Genomic DNA, 16,027 nt, shown 5'->3' with positions numbered 1-16,027 from the left:
TAGGCTATGGGCGGTCTTATTGCCTTGCATATAGCGCCAGCTTAGTCGACCGCTCGTTTAGAGGACGCTCATTTAGAGCGAATACCCTCAGATGTTGCAAGTTATGCAACCTGGCTACCCCAAAACCGGAGCCAGCCTGAGGATTGTTGCAGGAAATGCAGGAATGTACAGGCTTGTCTGCTTTGGTAGAGGAGGAATCCTGCTTTTTGTACAACAATACTAGCAATGAGTGTATATGTTGGGGGAGAAGCTGCAGTTTGTGCAAGATTATTGGTGTTAGTTTGTAAGTTATGATGCTAAGGCTATATAGCTATAAGTCTATTACTCTATTACTCTGTTACTCATACGTATATTGTATCTGTCCCTCTGTACGTTGCTGCACGGAAATACAGCACAAGAATGCAGCACAAGTACCCCATGCATCGATACGGCGGGGTACTTTTTGTACTGTACAGTAATCGTAATATCTGTCTGTCGTAGTTAAAGGGAGTGTGTCGCTGGGAAGTATGTGTTGGCGCGAAGGTGAGTGAAGCAAATGTGTGTGGAAAACCGAATACGTTGGGCAGCAGTGAGGCATGTAGAGCAAATGTGTGTGGAAAATCGAATACACTGGGCAGGCTCGAGGATGCGTAAATCAGATACACCCAAAGTGAGCAACTCAGGAGCACAAGTGCCCCTGAATTCAGCAAACGCAGGCCAATTGAGCAAATGAAGAGCACAAGTGCCCCTGAATGCCCCCGATGCCCCAAAAGTGGGCGGATGGGTAAGACATAGTTAGTGACACAAGCTGTATGGACCGCACAAGTCCGTACCGCATCCCTCATTAATTACATCTCATTCATCACAAATCATCTCTAATCCAACATCCATTATTGAGCATCTCTTACCCAGCCACCTAACCTCCATCCGCAGGGCACTTTTGTTAAACCTCGTTATACATGTTCCGCAGGAATTGCGCACTGGCCTGGAGATGTTCCTCAGGAGTGCTCTCCAGCAGGCCCTGGATATGCGGGCGTTTATATTTCATGTAGCGGAGCAGCGGGGCGAAGTTCAGCATGCCTTGTCCGGCAGGAACGATGTCGATGGCGCCGTTCTTAACTGTGAAATCCTTCAGATGCAGGACCGCGATCCGGTTGCCGAGCAACTCCAGCGCTTCTGCCACAATCTGCTCCTGCTGAAGATAATTGTCCGGGGTCATCAGATTCGCGGCATCCAGTATAATTTGCAGGTTATTAGACGGCACAGTATCCAGCAGACGCCGGGCTAACGGGGCCGTGTAGAGCGGGTGGTTGACGCCTGCCTCGATGCCTACAGTTACTCCGAAGCGTTCGGCCTCAGTAACCATGGCACTAACGGAGTCAACCACTTGTCCAAAAGCCTCCTCCGTGAAATTATCCGGCGTATATCCCTGACCTACGCTGCCGGTCTCCGTACCAACCAGACTTGCGCCGAAGTCACGGGCCAGCCGCAGATGAGTGTTGAAGTCGCTCAGCGCCTGAGTACGCTTGCCAGGGTCGGCATCAATAATGTTCACATAACAGCCGAGGACAGCAATCTTGATACCCGCTTGTCTGAAGGAATCGCAATAGTACGCAGCAACACCCGGACTAAGTGCGCCAAGCTCAGTCACACTCTCCGGAAAAGACTTATGCAGCGCCAACTGAATTGCCGGGAAGCCATGCTCCTTCAGCTTATCTATTAATTGCGGCAGCGGACACCGCTTGAAGTCATGGGCACGGACGCCCAGGTGAAATGGAACGGTCATAGGGTTAGACTCCTTTATATTCAGAGGTAAGAGTTCGTATGGAACCCGCAGGGCTGGTTCCCGCAAATCAGGCCGCCTATGTCCAAAAGTGGTCACAGGCGGCCTGGTCATGCTGACTGAGGATTGAAGCAACATCTAAGCATGGCGAATAATGTGCGGTATGTTTGCGATGACCTACAGGCGGATGCACAACCTAATCCGCACGACACACTCGTCTGCATCCCTCGCCTACACCCGCAGATCGGCTGCAGCAGCTTCAGCTCCATAGACTATGCGAGCGCTTCTGCTACCTTGTCTGCAACCCCCGCCTACACCCGCAGATACGGGTGCAGCAGCTTCAGCTCCGCACACTGTGCGAGCGCTTCGGCTACCAGCGATGCGATTTGCTGCGCCCCGGATCTGGAGAAATGCGTGTCATCCGTAATGCCGTCCGGATAGTTGGGGCGGGCACCCGGCGGCAGGTGCATGAACAGCCCGGCTGATGCTTCGGCTCCCAGTCTGCGGTAGAGCTGCTGGGAGGCGGCAAAAACATCAAGCAGAGGCGTTCCGGTCTCCCCGGCAACCTCCCGCATGACCTGCGGATAGAGTCCGACCGCCAGCGGATCAGGTTCACCATCCGGGGTGAACCTGCGGCGGCTGACCGAGGTCAGCAGCAGAGGCGTACAGTCCCGGCTGCAGGCGGAATCGATGAATACCTTCAGATTCTCGCGGTAATCGGTATGCGGTTCTGTATAACGGAGAGGGTCCTCCAGCTTCTGGTCATTATGGCCGAACTGGATCAGCAGGAAGTCTTCGGGGAGGAAGTCCCGCTCCATGTCTGCCAGTCTGCCCTCAGCCAGGAAGGAGCGTGTGCTCCGTCCGTTGATGGCCCGGTTCTCAATCCGCACCTTCCTGCTGACATACTGCTGCAGGTATTCACCCCATCCGGCCATCGGCCATTCCCCGCCGCCCTTCTGGGCGGCGGTAGAGTCTCCGGCGATATAGATTGTCGGCATCTTCAGCATTCCTCCATCTAGACGGAGATCCCGGCTGCACTGCCTGCAGTCTGGAACCCGAAATATCCGGCTGCGTTATTGTAAGAAATATCTTCGACCATAGCCCCCAGGACGCTGAGGTCATCCGGCGCTTCCCCGCGTTCGGAGAGTTCACCGAGCAGCCCGCACAGGACGCGGCGGAAATATTCATGCCGGGTATAGGAGAGGAAGCTGCGCGAATCGGTCAGCATGCCGACGAAGTTGCCGAGCAGGCTGCCTTCGGCCAGCAGGGTCAGCTGCTGGCGCATGCCGCTGCGCGTATCGTTGTACCACCAGCCGGAGCCAAGCTGGAGCTTGCCGGGGGTGTCCTTCTGGTAACAGCCCAGCAGAGCCAGCAGGGCAGGGTAGTCGCCGGGATTCAGCGAGTAGAGGATCGTCTTCGGCAGGCCGCTGCCGCTCTCGGCCCGGTCAAGCAGCTGCGACAGTGCTGTGGTCAGCGGCAGATCGTTGATGCCGTCATAGCCGGTATCCGGTCCAAGCCGCTGGAACATCGGCGTATTGTTGTTGCGGTAAGCATGCAGGTGAAGCTGCATAGTCCAGTCCTTGTCATGATAGAAGCCGATCAGCGCGGTCAGCAGCTCAGTGCGGTAGCGGGTGATTTCCTCCGGCGACAGCGCAGCTCCCTGCATTCTTTTGGCAAAAATAGCTTCAACCGCTTCAGGTTCACCCGCTTCATAACGCAGAACATCCAGCGCATGGTCCGACAGGCGGCAGCCCTGCTCGTGGAAGAAGGCAACACGGTTACGCAGGGCATCCAGCAGCCCGGCATAGCTCTTGACCGGCAGGCCGGAGGCCGACTCCAGCTTCCCGATCCAGGCGGCGAAGCCTTCGGCATCGATGTTCAGCGCCTTGTCAGGACGGAAGGTCGGGAACACCTGGAAGGCAGTCTCACTCTCACTCAGCAGCTTGTGATACTCCAGGGAATCTGCCGGATCATCGGTGGTGCAGATCACCTTGACACCGCTGCTGCGGATCAGTCCGCGCCGGGTGAAGCCCGGTTCAGCCAGCTTACGGTTGACCTTCTCCCAGATGGCCGGCGCCGTGGCTTCATTCAGCATCTCCTCTACACCGAAGAAACGGCGGAGCTCCAGATGAGTCCAGCTGTACAGAGGGTTGCCTACTGCCTTAGGCAGTGTACGGGCCCAGGCCAGAAATTTATCATAATCAGAGGCGTCACCGGTAATATGCGATTCAGGCACGCCGTTCGCGCGCATCAGCCGCCACTTGTAATGATCGCCGTACAGCCAGGCTGCGGTCAGATTCTCAAATGGCTGGTCCTCATAGATTTCGCGCGGGTCCAGATGGCAGTGGTAATCGATAATGGGCATGGTTTTGGCGTAATTATGAAAGAGTAGCCGTGCTGTTTCGCCGGACAACATGAAGTCCTCGTTTAGGAACATGAATAGGATCTCCCTTTGAATGGATTGGAATAAGTTCTACTACAAAGTAACGCCTGTTTTGAAAATAGCCAGCTCACGCACTTCATTCTGCTCGTTCCGTGTTTTTTGGCCGCTGGCGACATCAATGATATACGTGATGAATTCCTCCAGTACATCGGCCATCGGTGTTTCCAGCAGGGGACCGGCGTTGAAGTCCATCCAGTGGCCTTTTTTGGCAAAAAGGTCGTTGTTCGTTGCTATCTTAACCGTAGGCACAAAGCTGCCGAAAGGCGTGCCGCGGCCCGTTGTGAACAGCACGAGCTGGCAATCCGAAGCGGCAAGCGCGGAGGCAGCGACCAGATCGTTGCCGGGAGCCTGCAAGAGGCTCAGTCCTTTTTTGCGCAGCTTCACGCCATACTGCAATACATCCACCACTGGTGACGATCCGGCCTTCTGGGTGCAGCCGAGCGATTTGTCCTCCAGCGTGCTGATGCCGCCGGCCTTGTTGCCCGGAGACGGATTCTCATAGACAGGCTCACCGTAAGAGAGGAAATACTGCTTGAAGTTATTGATCAGCGAGACGATATCATCATAGACCTCCTTACTCTCCGCGCGGGCCATCAGCACCTTCTCCGCACCGAACATTTCCGGTACCTCCGTCAGCACCGAGGTCCCGCCCTGGGAGATAATGAAGTCGGAGAATGCGCCTAGCAGCGGGTTGGCTGTAATACCGGAGAACCCGTCAGAGCCGCCGCATTTCAGCCCGATGTTCAGCTCACTGAGCGGAACCGGCTCACGAACGTCGTTCGCAGCGGCTTCATACAGCTCCTCCAGCAGCACAAGACCGGCCTCAAGCTCATTGCCTACCTCCTGAGCCACCAGGAATTTAACCCGGGATTCGTCATGATCGCCCAGCATGCTGCGGAACTCGGAGACGATATTATTCTCGCAGCCCAGGCCGAAGACGAGTACACCGCCTGCATTGGGATGATTGACGGCATCGAGCAGAATGCTGCGGGTCATGCGGTGGTCATCGCCCAGCTGGGAGCAGCCGTAAGGATGCTTCAGCACGGTCAGGTTATCGAATCCGCCAAGATCGGGATGCTCGGCCTTGAACTCCTGAAGCATCTGCTCGGCCACGCCGTTCACACAGCCCACAGTCGGAATAATGAACAGATCATTACGGATGCCCACCTTGCCGTTACTCCGCCGGTACCCCTGGAAGGTCAGATCACGGCGCGGATAGATTACCGGATGGACATCAGGCACATACTCGTATTCTTCCTCGCCGGACAGATTGGTTTTGATGTTATGCGTATGAATCCAGTCGCCTGCGGCAATTGGAACTGTGGCATGACCGATCGGAGCTCCGTATTTGGTAATCGTATCTCCGCTGCTGAAGCCGGTCAGGGCAATCTTATGACCCTGCGGAATCTCCTGGGCGGCCTGAACCGTCAGTCCGTCTATCGTCAGTTCTTCTCCGGCAGCAATCGGCCTCAAGGCTACAGCTACCGTATCTCGCGGGTTCATTTTCATTAAGTTTTTCATGTTGACCCTCCTAAAAGTTTGTAAGCTGCGCTTCCCTGAAATTCTTCGTACAAACTCGCTTCGGAAGCATATGCCAAGTTTGTAAGTCTGCGCTTCCCTGAAATTCTTCATACAAACAAGCGGGTTCAGCCGACGAGTTCCTGTAATGCTGCGCGGGAATCTTCACGCTCCAGCTGCTGCAAGTGGGCGGCAACCGCAGCAGCCAGTCCAGGCAGCTGGGTCAGATCCTGTCCCCACAGGCTGGTGTCGGCAAGAATAGTGTTCACGAAGCTAGCCGGCTGGCTCCAGGCCTGATCGAACACTGCCAGTACCTCTGCGCCGTCCTGCCGGGGAATACGGTCTCCACGGTAGCTGAGCAGCAGGGCGGCGAAGGCGAGAGTCATCCGCTCCGGAAGCTTACCGCGTTCCTGTTGGTAGCGAAGCAGGACCGGGAGCAGGCGGGCCTTGAATTTGGAAATGCTGTTGAGCGAGATGGAGGTCAGCTCATGGCGGATGAACGGATTGCGGAAGCGCTCCTGTACGGCATCGGCGTAGGACAATAGCTGATCAGCAGGCAGATCCAGCATAGGAATCAGTTCCTCTTCGATCAACTGCTTCACGAACCGGGAGAAGGTACCGTCATTCATGACGTCTTCAACCGTCTCAAGCCCGGCGAGCAGGCCCAGAGGAACCATAGCAGTATGCGGTCCGTTCAGCAGATGAACCTTGCGTTCGCGGTAAGGCGTCATATCCGGTGTCACCACCACATTCAGTCCGGCCTTGGCCAGCGGCAGGCGCTCTGCCAGAGACTCCGGTCCTTCAATAACCCAAAAGAGGAAAGGTTCTGCGGTTACCATCACGTTATCGAGATAGCCCAGCTCAGCTTCCAGGGCAGCAGCCTGGTCACGCGGATAACCAGGAACAATCCGGTCGACCAGACTGCAGCAGAAGGTGTTCTCGGACTTCAGCCATTGCAGGAATTCTGCGCCAAGGTTCCAGTCAGCCGCATAACGTTCTACGATCTCCTGCAATTTCTCGCCGTTACGGTCAATCAGCTCGCAGGGGATAATGACGAAGCCTTTCTTGCCAAGCTCGAAGCGGCGGTGGAGCAGCGCAGTCAGCTTGCCCGGGAAGCTCTTAGGGGGAGCATCATCTGCGTGGTCGCCTGGAAGATAGGCAATACCAGCTTCGGTAGTATTGGAGGTAATGAACTCCAGATCATCATTCTCGGCGAGCGCGAGATAAGCTTCATAATCGGTATATGGGTTAATCACCCGGCTGACCGAGCTGATAATTTCGCGGGAATTGACGGTCTCGTTGTCCATGATGCCATTCAGCAGTACGGTGTAGAGGTTGTCTTGAGCGGCCATCAGTTCAGCTACTCCGCCTGGTCCCTGCGCAATAGGCTGAATGAGGACGGCGCTGCCGTTGAACAGACCCTGATTGTTCATTTGCTGCAGCTGCCAGTCCACGAACGCACGCATGAAGTTGCCTTCGCCGAACTGAATCATCCGTTCAGGATGGAGGGTTAGCTCCGGGTGAGTGCTTCTGGATAAACGGTTTGTCATAGTGGTCATGATCTCCTTTAGAATACAGTGATAAATTGCACACGTTAACATTTTATTTTAAGCAAGATACGGAATTCCTTCACTTCTCCAGGAAGGCTCCGTATCTGCAGAAAATAGCGTCTGGGGTTCTGGTAGAGTTATTCTGCGGCCACCGTATCCCGCACAACCAGCGAAGTCTTGACGAACAGCTGCTGCGGCGGGGTCTCCGGCTGCTGAAGCAGCTGGATCAGCATGGTGATGCCCAGTTCACTGATCTCAGCAATCGGCTTGCGGACGGTGGTCAGGGCAGGATTCGTATAGCGGGCGAACATCATATCGTCGAAGCCGATCAGTGAGATCTGCTCCGGTACCCGGACCTTGTGGGCATAGCAGGCATTCATGGCGCCAATCGCCATATCATCATTGGAGCAGAACACAGCCGTAGGCCGGTCCTCCAGGCTAAGCAGCTTGCTCATCGCGGCATATCCGCTCTCAATGCTATAATCTCCTGCGGCAAAATAATCGGGATTCAGCGGAAGCCGGCCTGCAATCAGACTGTCCAGGAAGCCCTGCTTACGTTCGCTTGAGGACTTGAAGCCGGGCTTTCCTTCAATAATAGCCAGCTTGCAGTGACCCTGCTGCACAGCATAATCAATCGCTTCCTTCACGCCTTCGCGGTCATTGGCCACCACGTTCATGATGCCCGGGTCCTCGAGCTGGCGGTTCAGCACCACTAGCGGAATGCCCATCTTCTTCACATGATAGATGAAGGCATTGTCTTCATCGCTCTGGCTCATGACCAGAATACCGTCGAAGCGCTGCGGCTGAATATTGCTGAAATGCTGTACACCGTCGATCCCGTTTACCGTCAGATTATAGTTCTCATCGAGGCTATGCGTAATGCCTTTGATCGCATCCACCAGGAAGCTTGCGGATGTCCCCTGCTCAATACTGGAGAAGAACAGGCCAATGATGAACGATCTCTTGGTGACCAGGCTCTTGGCGCTGTAATTGGGCACATAATTCATTTCGGAGGCGATCCGTTCAATCTTATCCCGGGTGGCTTTCTTGATCAGCGGGTTGCCGTTCAAAGCCCTCGATACGGTAGTATGGGACACACCGGCAACACGGGCAATATCTTTGATGGTAATCATAGGTTCTCCCCGGGTACATGGAATTGTTAACGATTTCAGTTTAGTTCTCCAGCAGCGTCAAGTCAATAGTTTATTGGAATGCACACGTTAATATTTTGTGAAAAGTGAACGCAAAAACAGACCCGGATCAGGGTCCAGGGTCTGCGTTTGAAGAGGGGAGGGAGGATCAAGGGCGAGCGCTGTTTCTCCTCTGTTTCTCCTTTGATGAAGAGACCCCGAAGCCTTCTCAGGCATGGTTGTGCTGGAATTTCGTAATGTCGCGGGCGTAATGCGAGGTGGTGCCGTCGAATCTTTTCAGCCGGACGTACTCATCAGAGAATTTCTCAACGACTCCGCTGCCTACCTGGGAATACATTCCGTCAGGGTCAAGCTGGAGGGCAGATACGAAGGTCTGTGACAGTGCGGCTACGAAAAAATCAATATTTTTAACAAGTGTCTGTGGCAAAAAGTCCCAGTCCTTTCATCGGATAAATTCAACATCAGCGGGAAAAAACTTAAATCTTATTGTACGACAGGCTGCCGGTTTTGAACATAGGCTATACTTTGTGTATATATATCCAGCCGGAAGTTGACACAGGGATGTCCGGTTCGTATGTTATGCTCTCATTATAAGAGAATCCAATCACAGCAGGAGGAATTCAAGAATGGCCGAACCCCTGAAAGCAATGTACAACCAAGAATTCCTGCACAGCCTGGGAATGAAAATTAAAGCTGTCTACGGTTCGTTTGAGCTAGGCCGCTTCATTGCTGAGGCGATGAAGGAGCCGTGGGAGGAGCTGGAGCTGAAGGCAAGGATGCGGCGGATTACAGAGACGCTGGGCAGCTGCCTGCCCCCGGCCTATGAGGAAGCGCTGAAGATATTGTATGCGATAGATAAGGACTGTGTCGGCTTCCCGTATCTGATCTTCCCGGATTTCGTGGAGGTGTATGGCGGAAGCGGGGAGCACTGGGAGCTATCGATGGAGGCGCTGGAGCGGTTCACCCCGGGGTCCTCGGCGGAATTTGCCGTCAGGCCGTTCCTGCTGCGTGATCCGCAGCGGATGATGGACCAGATGCTGGTCTGGGCGGAGCATCCGGGGGAGCATGTACGGCGGCTCGCCAGCGAGGGCAGCCGTCCCCGACTGCCTTGGGGCCAGGCATTGCCGGTGTTCAAGCGCGACCCGTCTCCGCTATTGCCGCTACTGGAGAAGCTGAAGGCTGACCCGTCACTCTATGTGCGCAAAAGTGTAGCCAACAACCTGAACGATATCGCGAAGGATCACCCCGATATCGTCATAGCCACTGCCCGCAACTGGCTGGGCAGTGATGTGAATACAAACTGGATTGTGCGGCATGGCTGCCGCTCGCTGATCCGCAAAGCCGACCCTGAGATCATGGAGCTGTTCGGATATGCCCAGGAGGAGAGCGGCACCCCGCTGGTCAGCTCGGCTGCCTTGGCGGCTGACTCGGCCGTGCTGCGGATCGGAGAGCACTGTGAGCTGCAATACGCTCTGACGATCCGGGAGGGCGGTCCGGTGCGCATCCGTATTGAATACGGGATCAACTTCGTCAAGGCCGGCGGCAAGACCTCACGCAAGCTGTTTCTTTTATCCGACAAAACCGTGCCCGGCGGCACCAGACTCTCCGGTACGCGGACCCACCGCTGGGCCAACCTGACCACACGCAAGCACTATCCCGGTGAGCATACGATTGTGCTGCTTGTGAATGGACAGGCTGTTGCCGATACCTCACTGCTGCTTGAGCCTGAGTGATAAGGCGGAGATCTTTGAAGCATCCATACCCAAACAAAGCGGATGTTCCGGCAGCCAGTTCATGGCTTTCAGGACATCCGCTTCTCTATGGGTGCTATTATTCGCTAGGCTTGGCTCTGGCTGCTAGTCATGAATATTCCCGGCCATTTTCAGCCGTTTGGCAATCTCCTTGAATTCCTCGGCGGAGATGCCCGGTGCGAATTCTTCCTTCAATTCCGGGGCTTCGGGGATAGGGAAGCCTTTCGGTACACCCTGAATGACCTCCAGTGGAAGCCCGTCTTCAGGATGGGTACCCTTCCAGATCTGGTCAATGGAGCTGAAATCCTTATCGCTCCACGTGTAGAGCTTCGTATGGACGCCTTTTTCTTCATACTTCCTGGCTTCATTGAACGCCTTGTTGTCCAGGGAAGGAATCGGCACGAGCTTGGTGACATTGACGCCTGTGGCAATCTCCAGCGCCTTGGCGTAAGCGACTACGTGAACGCCCCCACGGACAAGCAGGAAGCCGACTACCGCCCGGGCTGCAGGGTGGTCGGTCATTTCGTAGACCTTCATTTTATGGGTTCTGGCCCCGCACTCCAGGAAGAAGTTATGCAGCAGATCCTCTACCAGGTTACCGCTGTTGAACACATTGGCTCCGGTCCATGGATTGCCCATAGAGTCGAATGGCATGGCTCCCTGTGCGCCCGCCAAGAAGTGATAAGACAGCCGTGCGTCTTTGACATCCCCCAGCGGCGTGGAATCCGGCTTCTTATAGGCTGTGGAACCTCTTAGACATTTATTCACGGCGTGGGAGACCAGCTCAACATGGCCCAGTTCCTCGGCGGTAATACTCATCACCAGGTCGTAGAAGGGCTTCAGCTTGTCCTTGGAGCGGAAGTTGAAGGACTGGTACAAGTAGTTATTGAGTGTTGACATTTCACCGAATTTGCCACCGAGCAGCTCTTGAACGGCTGCTGCAGCATTAGGATCTGGTTTCTCGACGTCCGGGATTTCAATCATAATCTCATCCATACGTGTGAACATGGTGATCATCATCTCCTCAGCAATAGGTGTAAGCATACGTGTCTATCTTGCACCTATTTCCAGTTCTTCAAACATCACCGCTGAGGAAGCTGGACATGCAGTTCATGATTGCTTTTCGGCTGCTGCGAGGCCATCTTCAGAACATAGCTTCTCGTTCCGCCCGCTGGGGCGTCCTGCCAGAGCCGGTAGCCTGCTGTGGCGGTCAAGGCTGCATTGTCCGTACTTGCAGAGCCTGCAAAGTAATTCTCGTTCAGCCTTCCGACAACGTCAGCCATTTGCTTCAGCTCAGCCTCCGTATAGCTGGCGTAAGCGGGATCTTCAGCCAGACGGGAATAACTCCGGGTGGCAGACCGCTTGCGGAAGTTGGCTTCACTGTAGGCCCTGAAGCCCAGCAGATTCGGATCTGTATTGCCGGTGGCTGTTGCCCATTGCTCCATCCCTAATCTTGCAGTGCTGTAATCCAGAGTCTGACGGGCGGAGGAAAAGGTTAAGAGTCCGTATTGATGGGGATAAACGGATAAAGCACTGCTGGCAATGTCATAGATGCGCTCCCCGTCATGACTGTATTCACTGATATCCTGAATGTGTATATGCCCGCTGAGAACCGTCTGCACGCCGCTCTTCATCAAGGCATCTGTAACCTTGGCATGGTCCTCTACAGTGAAGCCCTCTTGAATGAATTCACTGTGGTTCAGCAGGCTGTGATGCATGACCGTCACAAGCTGCGCGCCTGCGGCAGCGGCCTTCGCACCGCAGGCGGCGATCCATTCCAGGGTCCGGTCACTGACCCGGCCCTCCAGCTGGGGATGGCCCAGCGCTTTATTGTCTCCGTACTGTGCAGTATCCAGCATGAGCAGCCATAGCTCCTCCGACGGGGCAGCCAGGTAGCTGAGCGAATCTTCGTCTCTCAGCAGGGCCTCATCATAACCGAAGCTGCCATAGATTTTGCGGAACGCTGTGGCGCTCACGGAATCTGTGGCGTATTGGCGCTTATCGCGGAAGCTCCGGGCCCAGGGATTCCGGATATCATGATTGCCCGGGATCACATAGATCCGGGTTCCGGTGTCTTGCTCAATGCGCTTCAGATGCCCGGCCAGCTCCTTATGGCTGGCTTCTTCCCCGTTGTTGCTGAGATCCCCGCTGATAATCACCACATCCGGCTTGCGGATTCCGATATCATAGCCCAGAGTCTCCATCATCTCCTTGCTGTAGCCGAGCTGCTTGCCGTCACCGGCAGCCAGAAACTGCTGGAAGGCAGGCCCGAGATCTCTAAGCTCCTGCGCTAAATAATGGGTATCGCTCGTTGTCAGGATACTCAGATCATGACCGGACTGAATCCGGTATTGCGGCTCCGTCTCGGCCGCATCCTGTCCGTTACAGGAGGAGAGCATCAGGAGCAGAAGAGGAAGGATAGCATACTTACGGATGAATTTCATTAGGCCAGCACCTCTTTTCCAGGGTAACAATGCAAAAAAAGGGTGTTCTCCCCGGCTGATTGCCCGAAGAGAAACACCCCGCACCCTGCCGCATTATTTTTTCACTTCAGTGACGCCGGTTACCTTCCCTTGATCTGCTGCGGAATAGGTAGCCTGGTATTTGTCATCGGAGAAATAGACATTGCCTTCAATGGTGGCATTCACGACAGCGAAGCCGTCAGCCTCCACATAGACATCACCCACAAACGTCCCTCCCTGAATCCGGGCATTCTCACTGCGGATCGTCAATTTCGGAGCGGTGAGCTTGAAGGAGTTCGTGATGTTGTGATCAGCATCCTGGGTATAGAGCGCGATTTTGCGGGCAGGCTCTTCCTTATGGATGAACTGTCCGCCCATCACAAGCTCCTCGGAGAAGCTCAGGTCCTTCAGTGTAGCTGCAATCCAGGTGCCGTCTTTGCTGATCGCCTTCTTGAAGGCTTCTCCGTTATCGACTACCGAAGCCGAAGTGACCGCATCCGGTGCAGCGGTAGCCGCCGTATTGCCCGCGTTCTCTGCTGTGCTGGTGTTCCCTGCATTTTTGTTTGCGTTGCCGCAGCCAATGAGCAGGGTCAGGGTGAATGCCGCAAGTATTACTGCGAACTTTCTCATGTGATAACCTCCTTGGGGTGTGAAATGCTGATGGTATTTTCCTTAAAATTAATATAGAATGATTGGTACGGAATTGATGTGATCTAGTTAACAGGGCTACAATAATATTTACCGATCGTTCTATAAATGGTAAAATAGACCGCGAAAGGAGCATGATCATGGCGCGTAGCAAAGAGTTTGACATTGATGATGTATTGCTCAAGGCAATGACGATTTTCTGGCAGCAGGGCTATGAGAAGACCTCCATGCAGGATCTTGTAACCGGTATGGGAATTCATAAGCGGAGCATGTATGACACCTTTGGAGACAAGCATACCTTATATATAAAAGCGCTGGAGCGCTTTGCATCCCTTCAAAGCTCCCGGATGGAGAGCCGGATCGAGGGTATCACCTCCGCCAAGGCAGCCATCCGTCTATTATTCGAAGCCATAATTCACAGAAGTGAAGAGGAGCCGAAGGGCTGCATGCTGGTGAATACGGCAGTGGAGCTGTCGGGTCATGATCCGGAAGCTGCTGGCCGGGCGAATGAGGCTTTTCTGAATACAGAGAGATTAATTGAGCGGCTGATCCTGCATGGTCAGGAGACCGGAGAGCTATCCTCCCGGCATGCGGCCCCGGCGCTTGCTGCTTATCTGCATAATGCCCTGGTAGGTCTGCGGGTTATGGTCAAGGCAACACAGGATACAAGCAAGCTCCAGACCATTGCTGATACTACGCTTGCTGTGCTGGACTAAGCTGCCGTATTAGTATGAACGCGCCTGCCGGTAATTATCCAACATATATTCGGCCGGTAGCAGGTGTACGAGTGTAATCAGGCTTCAATATGAACGCGGTATGCATTACAATATGAATCTGGATAAGGTTACACCGGCAGGAGGGAGCAATAGGAATGGCGAAACAGAAATACTACGTAGTATGGGAAGGTAAGAAGCCTGGAGTCTACAATACATGGGCGGAATGCCAAGCGCAGACGGATCATTATACTGGAGCGAAATATAAGTCCTATGAGAGCAAGGCGGCGGCTGACACAGCCTTCAAGGCAGGCTGGAAGGGCAACTGGGGAACAGGTGCGGCATCAGGAGCATCCGGCAAAAGCAAGTCAGGCAAGACTTGGAGCCGCAGTGCCAGCGTGGAGACGTCTGAGGAGATCGATTATGATAGCATCTCCGTGGATGTAGGCACCCGGGGCAATCCCGGACCGGTCGAATACAAAGGCGTGGATACCCAGACCGGGGATGTGATTTTCTCCTGCGGTCCGATCCGTAAAGGGACTAATAACCTCGGAGAGTTCCTGGCGATTGTGCATGCGCTGGCTCATCTTAAGCAGGAGGGCAGCAGCAAGACAGTCTATAGTGATTCTGTCAATGCAATGAAATGGGTCAAGCAGAAAAAGGTAGCCACGACCTTGCCCCGCGATGCCTCCACGGAGGAGATCTGGCAACTGATTGACCGGGCGGAGAGCTGGCTGCGGAACCATACCTATGATAACAAGGTGCTGAAATGGCAGACGAAGTCATGGGGCGAAATCAAAGCGGACTATGGCCGCAAATAAGTTCCTGTTATTCTGGTTAATAACAGGTAATGAAACAATACTAATAGCAGGGAATTGGGAGGAGAACAGGATGTTTGGCAACGATTGGGATGAAGTGCTGCAGGAAGAGACGCAGAAGCCTTACTTTGAGGAATTGCGCTATGCCCTGGCACGCGAGTACAAGCAGTATACAGTCTATCCCCCGAAGGACAAGCTGTTCTCGGCGCTGAAGCTGACGCCTTACAGTAAGACCCGGGTAGTCATTCTTGGACAGGACCCGTATCACGGCGCAGGACAGGCCCATGGCCTTAGCTTCTCGGTCGAGCCGGGTGTAAGGATTCCGCCGTCTTTGCGGAACATCTACGCTGAGCTGCATAGTGATCTCGGTCTAGAGGTGCCGGGTCACGGATCGCTGCTGCACTGGGCGGAAGAGGGCGTGCTGATGCTCAATGCCGTACTGACAGTACGTGAGGGCCAGCCGAATTCGCATAAGGGGCTGGGCTGGGAGACCTTCACGGATGCCATTATGGCGAAGCTGAACGAACGGACTGAACCGATGGTATTCATCCTGTGGGGCAGTCATGCCCAGCTCAAGGGCGCGGTCGTGGACCGCAGCAGACATAAGGTGATCCAGTCTCCGCACCCGAGCCCGTTCTCTGCACACCGCGGATTTCTCGGCAGCCGCCCCTTCTCTCAGGCCAACCAGTATCTGGAGCAGCATGGGCTTAAGGGCATTGACTGGTCCATACCGGAGGTATAAGTAGTTCAGGCACAGGGAAGGGCGTGGAGCCATGAAGCATTGGGTTGGCAGACCGGTCATTATGTACTGCGGTGAGCAGCCATATACGATCATGAAAGGCGTTCTGCGCAGATGGGATCTTGCAGCTTCGGTAGCCGTCATCGGGCATCAGGAGATTGCTGTCCCTTTCCGCGATATTGTGTACATCAAAGCCCTGGCTCCCAAAGAGAGGGCTTTGCCCCCGGTTCTCCATTCGGTCGGCTATATCATGAGAGAACGTCTGCAGTTTGATAATGCCGTCTATTTCAAATCAGCGGTTACCGTCTGGAAAGGGGACCAGCTGGTGGCGTTCAATGCGACGATCATCGCACATACCAAAGGCTCCGTGACGCTGCATGGCGGGCAGAACCTGCCTAAGGGCAACCATACTTTTGTGGTCCGCTCGCTGCGGGGCTGAAGTCTGAATACATCCAGGCGTGTACATTGAAAA

The 16,027-nt window shown here is 54.5% G+C and carries 15 protein-coding genes; 5 read left to right on the top strand and 10 right to left on the bottom strand.

The annotated features are described in order from the left end of the window. Positions 1 to 922: 922 nt before the first annotated feature. The 7 genes from NYE24_RS09660 to NYE24_RS09630 form a co-directional block, all read right to left on the bottom strand. Positions 923 to 1,765: a sugar phosphate isomerase/epimerase gene (locus NYE24_RS09660; RefSeq protein WP_342478539.1), complete on the bottom strand. Its 843-nt coding sequence runs from the start codon at positions 1,763 to 1,765 to the stop codon at positions 923 to 925. A 308-nt stretch (positions 1,766 to 2,073) separates the two neighbouring features. Beyond that, the gene (locus NYE24_RS09655; protein ID WP_342478538.1) at positions 2,074 to 2,760 is read right to left on the bottom strand and encodes a rhamnogalacturonan acetylesterase; all 687 of its coding nucleotides are present in this window, start codon (positions 2,758 to 2,760) and stop codon (positions 2,074 to 2,076) included. A 17-nt stretch (positions 2,761 to 2,777) separates the two neighbouring features. Continuing rightward, the gene (uxaC, locus tag NYE24_RS09650; RefSeq protein WP_342478537.1) at positions 2,778 to 4,199 is read right to left on the bottom strand and encodes a glucuronate isomerase; all 1,422 of its coding nucleotides are present in this window, start codon (positions 4,197 to 4,199) and stop codon (positions 2,778 to 2,780) included. Between the two features lie 39 nt (positions 4,200 to 4,238). Then, the gene (locus tag NYE24_RS09645; protein WP_341026026.1) at positions 4,239 to 5,726 is read right to left on the bottom strand and encodes an altronate dehydratase family protein; all 1,488 of its coding nucleotides are present in this window, start codon (positions 5,724 to 5,726) and stop codon (positions 4,239 to 4,241) included. A gap of 125 nt (positions 5,727 to 5,851) precedes the next feature. Continuing rightward, positions 5,852 to 7,273: a tagaturonate reductase gene (locus NYE24_RS09640; RefSeq protein ID WP_084649027.1), complete on the bottom strand. Its 1,422-nt coding sequence runs from the start codon at positions 7,271 to 7,273 to the stop codon at positions 5,852 to 5,854. Positions 7,274 to 7,410: 137 nt separating this feature from the next. Next, positions 7,411 to 8,406, bottom strand: coding sequence for a LacI family DNA-binding transcriptional regulator (locus NYE24_RS09635; protein ID WP_036698537.1), 996 nt, complete (start codon positions 8,404 to 8,406; stop codon positions 7,411 to 7,413). Positions 8,407 to 8,632: 226 nt separating this feature from the next. Next, on the bottom strand, positions 8,633 to 8,851 hold the full coding sequence (locus NYE24_RS09630) for a hypothetical protein (protein ID WP_036698535.1): 219 nt from the start codon (positions 8,849 to 8,851) through the stop codon (positions 8,633 to 8,635). Positions 8,852 to 9,050: 199 nt separating this feature from the next. Here NYE24_RS09630 and NYE24_RS09625 point away from each other — a divergent pair, with 199 nt between their 5' ends. Continuing rightward, positions 9,051 to 10,157: a hypothetical protein gene (locus NYE24_RS09625; RefSeq protein ID WP_036698533.1), complete on the top strand. Its 1,107-nt coding sequence runs from the start codon at positions 9,051 to 9,053 to the stop codon at positions 10,155 to 10,157. A 123-nt stretch (positions 10,158 to 10,280) separates the two neighbouring features. Here NYE24_RS09625 and NYE24_RS09620 read toward each other — a convergent pair whose 3' ends face one another. The 3 genes from NYE24_RS09620 to NYE24_RS09610 form a co-directional block, all read right to left on the bottom strand. Further along, entirely contained in the window at positions 10,281 to 11,183 is a 903-nt protein-coding gene (locus NYE24_RS09620) for a manganese catalase family protein (RefSeq protein ID WP_036698814.1), read from the bottom strand. Between the two features lie 74 nt (positions 11,184 to 11,257). Then, positions 11,258 to 12,619, bottom strand: a complete 1,362-nt coding sequence (locus NYE24_RS09615) for a metallophosphoesterase (RefSeq protein WP_342478536.1) — start codon at positions 12,617 to 12,619, stop codon at positions 11,258 to 11,260. Between the two features lie 93 nt (positions 12,620 to 12,712). Then, on the bottom strand, positions 12,713 to 13,267 hold the full coding sequence (locus NYE24_RS09610; protein ID WP_342478535.1) for a hypothetical protein: 555 nt from the start codon (positions 13,265 to 13,267) through the stop codon (positions 12,713 to 12,715). Between the two features lie 158 nt (positions 13,268 to 13,425). Between NYE24_RS09610 and NYE24_RS09605 the strand changes: the two genes are divergently transcribed. From NYE24_RS09605 to NYE24_RS09590, 4 genes are all read left to right on the top strand, one after another. Next, positions 13,426 to 14,001, top strand: a complete 576-nt coding sequence (locus tag NYE24_RS09605; protein WP_036698526.1) for a TetR/AcrR family transcriptional regulator — start codon at positions 13,426 to 13,428, stop codon at positions 13,999 to 14,001. Positions 14,002 to 14,156: 155 nt separating this feature from the next. Continuing rightward, positions 14,157 to 14,819, top strand: a complete 663-nt coding sequence (locus tag NYE24_RS09600; protein ID WP_036698524.1) for a ribonuclease H family protein — start codon at positions 14,157 to 14,159, stop codon at positions 14,817 to 14,819. Between the two features lie 70 nt (positions 14,820 to 14,889). Beyond that, on the top strand, positions 14,890 to 15,558 hold the full coding sequence (gene ung, locus NYE24_RS09595; RefSeq protein ID WP_342478534.1) for a uracil-DNA glycosylase: 669 nt from the start codon (positions 14,890 to 14,892) through the stop codon (positions 15,556 to 15,558). A 31-nt stretch (positions 15,559 to 15,589) separates the two neighbouring features. Beyond that, positions 15,590 to 15,994: a hypothetical protein gene (locus NYE24_RS09590; RefSeq protein WP_036731789.1), complete on the top strand. Its 405-nt coding sequence runs from the start codon at positions 15,590 to 15,592 to the stop codon at positions 15,992 to 15,994. The last annotated feature ends 33 nt before the right edge of the window (positions 15,995 to 16,027 follow it).

The sequence above is a fragment of the Paenibacillus sp. FSL H7-0350 genome (assembly GCF_038593195.1).
Lineage (GTDB): Bacteria > Bacillota > Bacilli > Paenibacillales > Paenibacillaceae > Paenibacillus_AQ.
The sequence above is the reverse complement of the archived record's forward strand: the minus strand, read 5'-3'. Positions and strand labels throughout refer to the sequence as shown.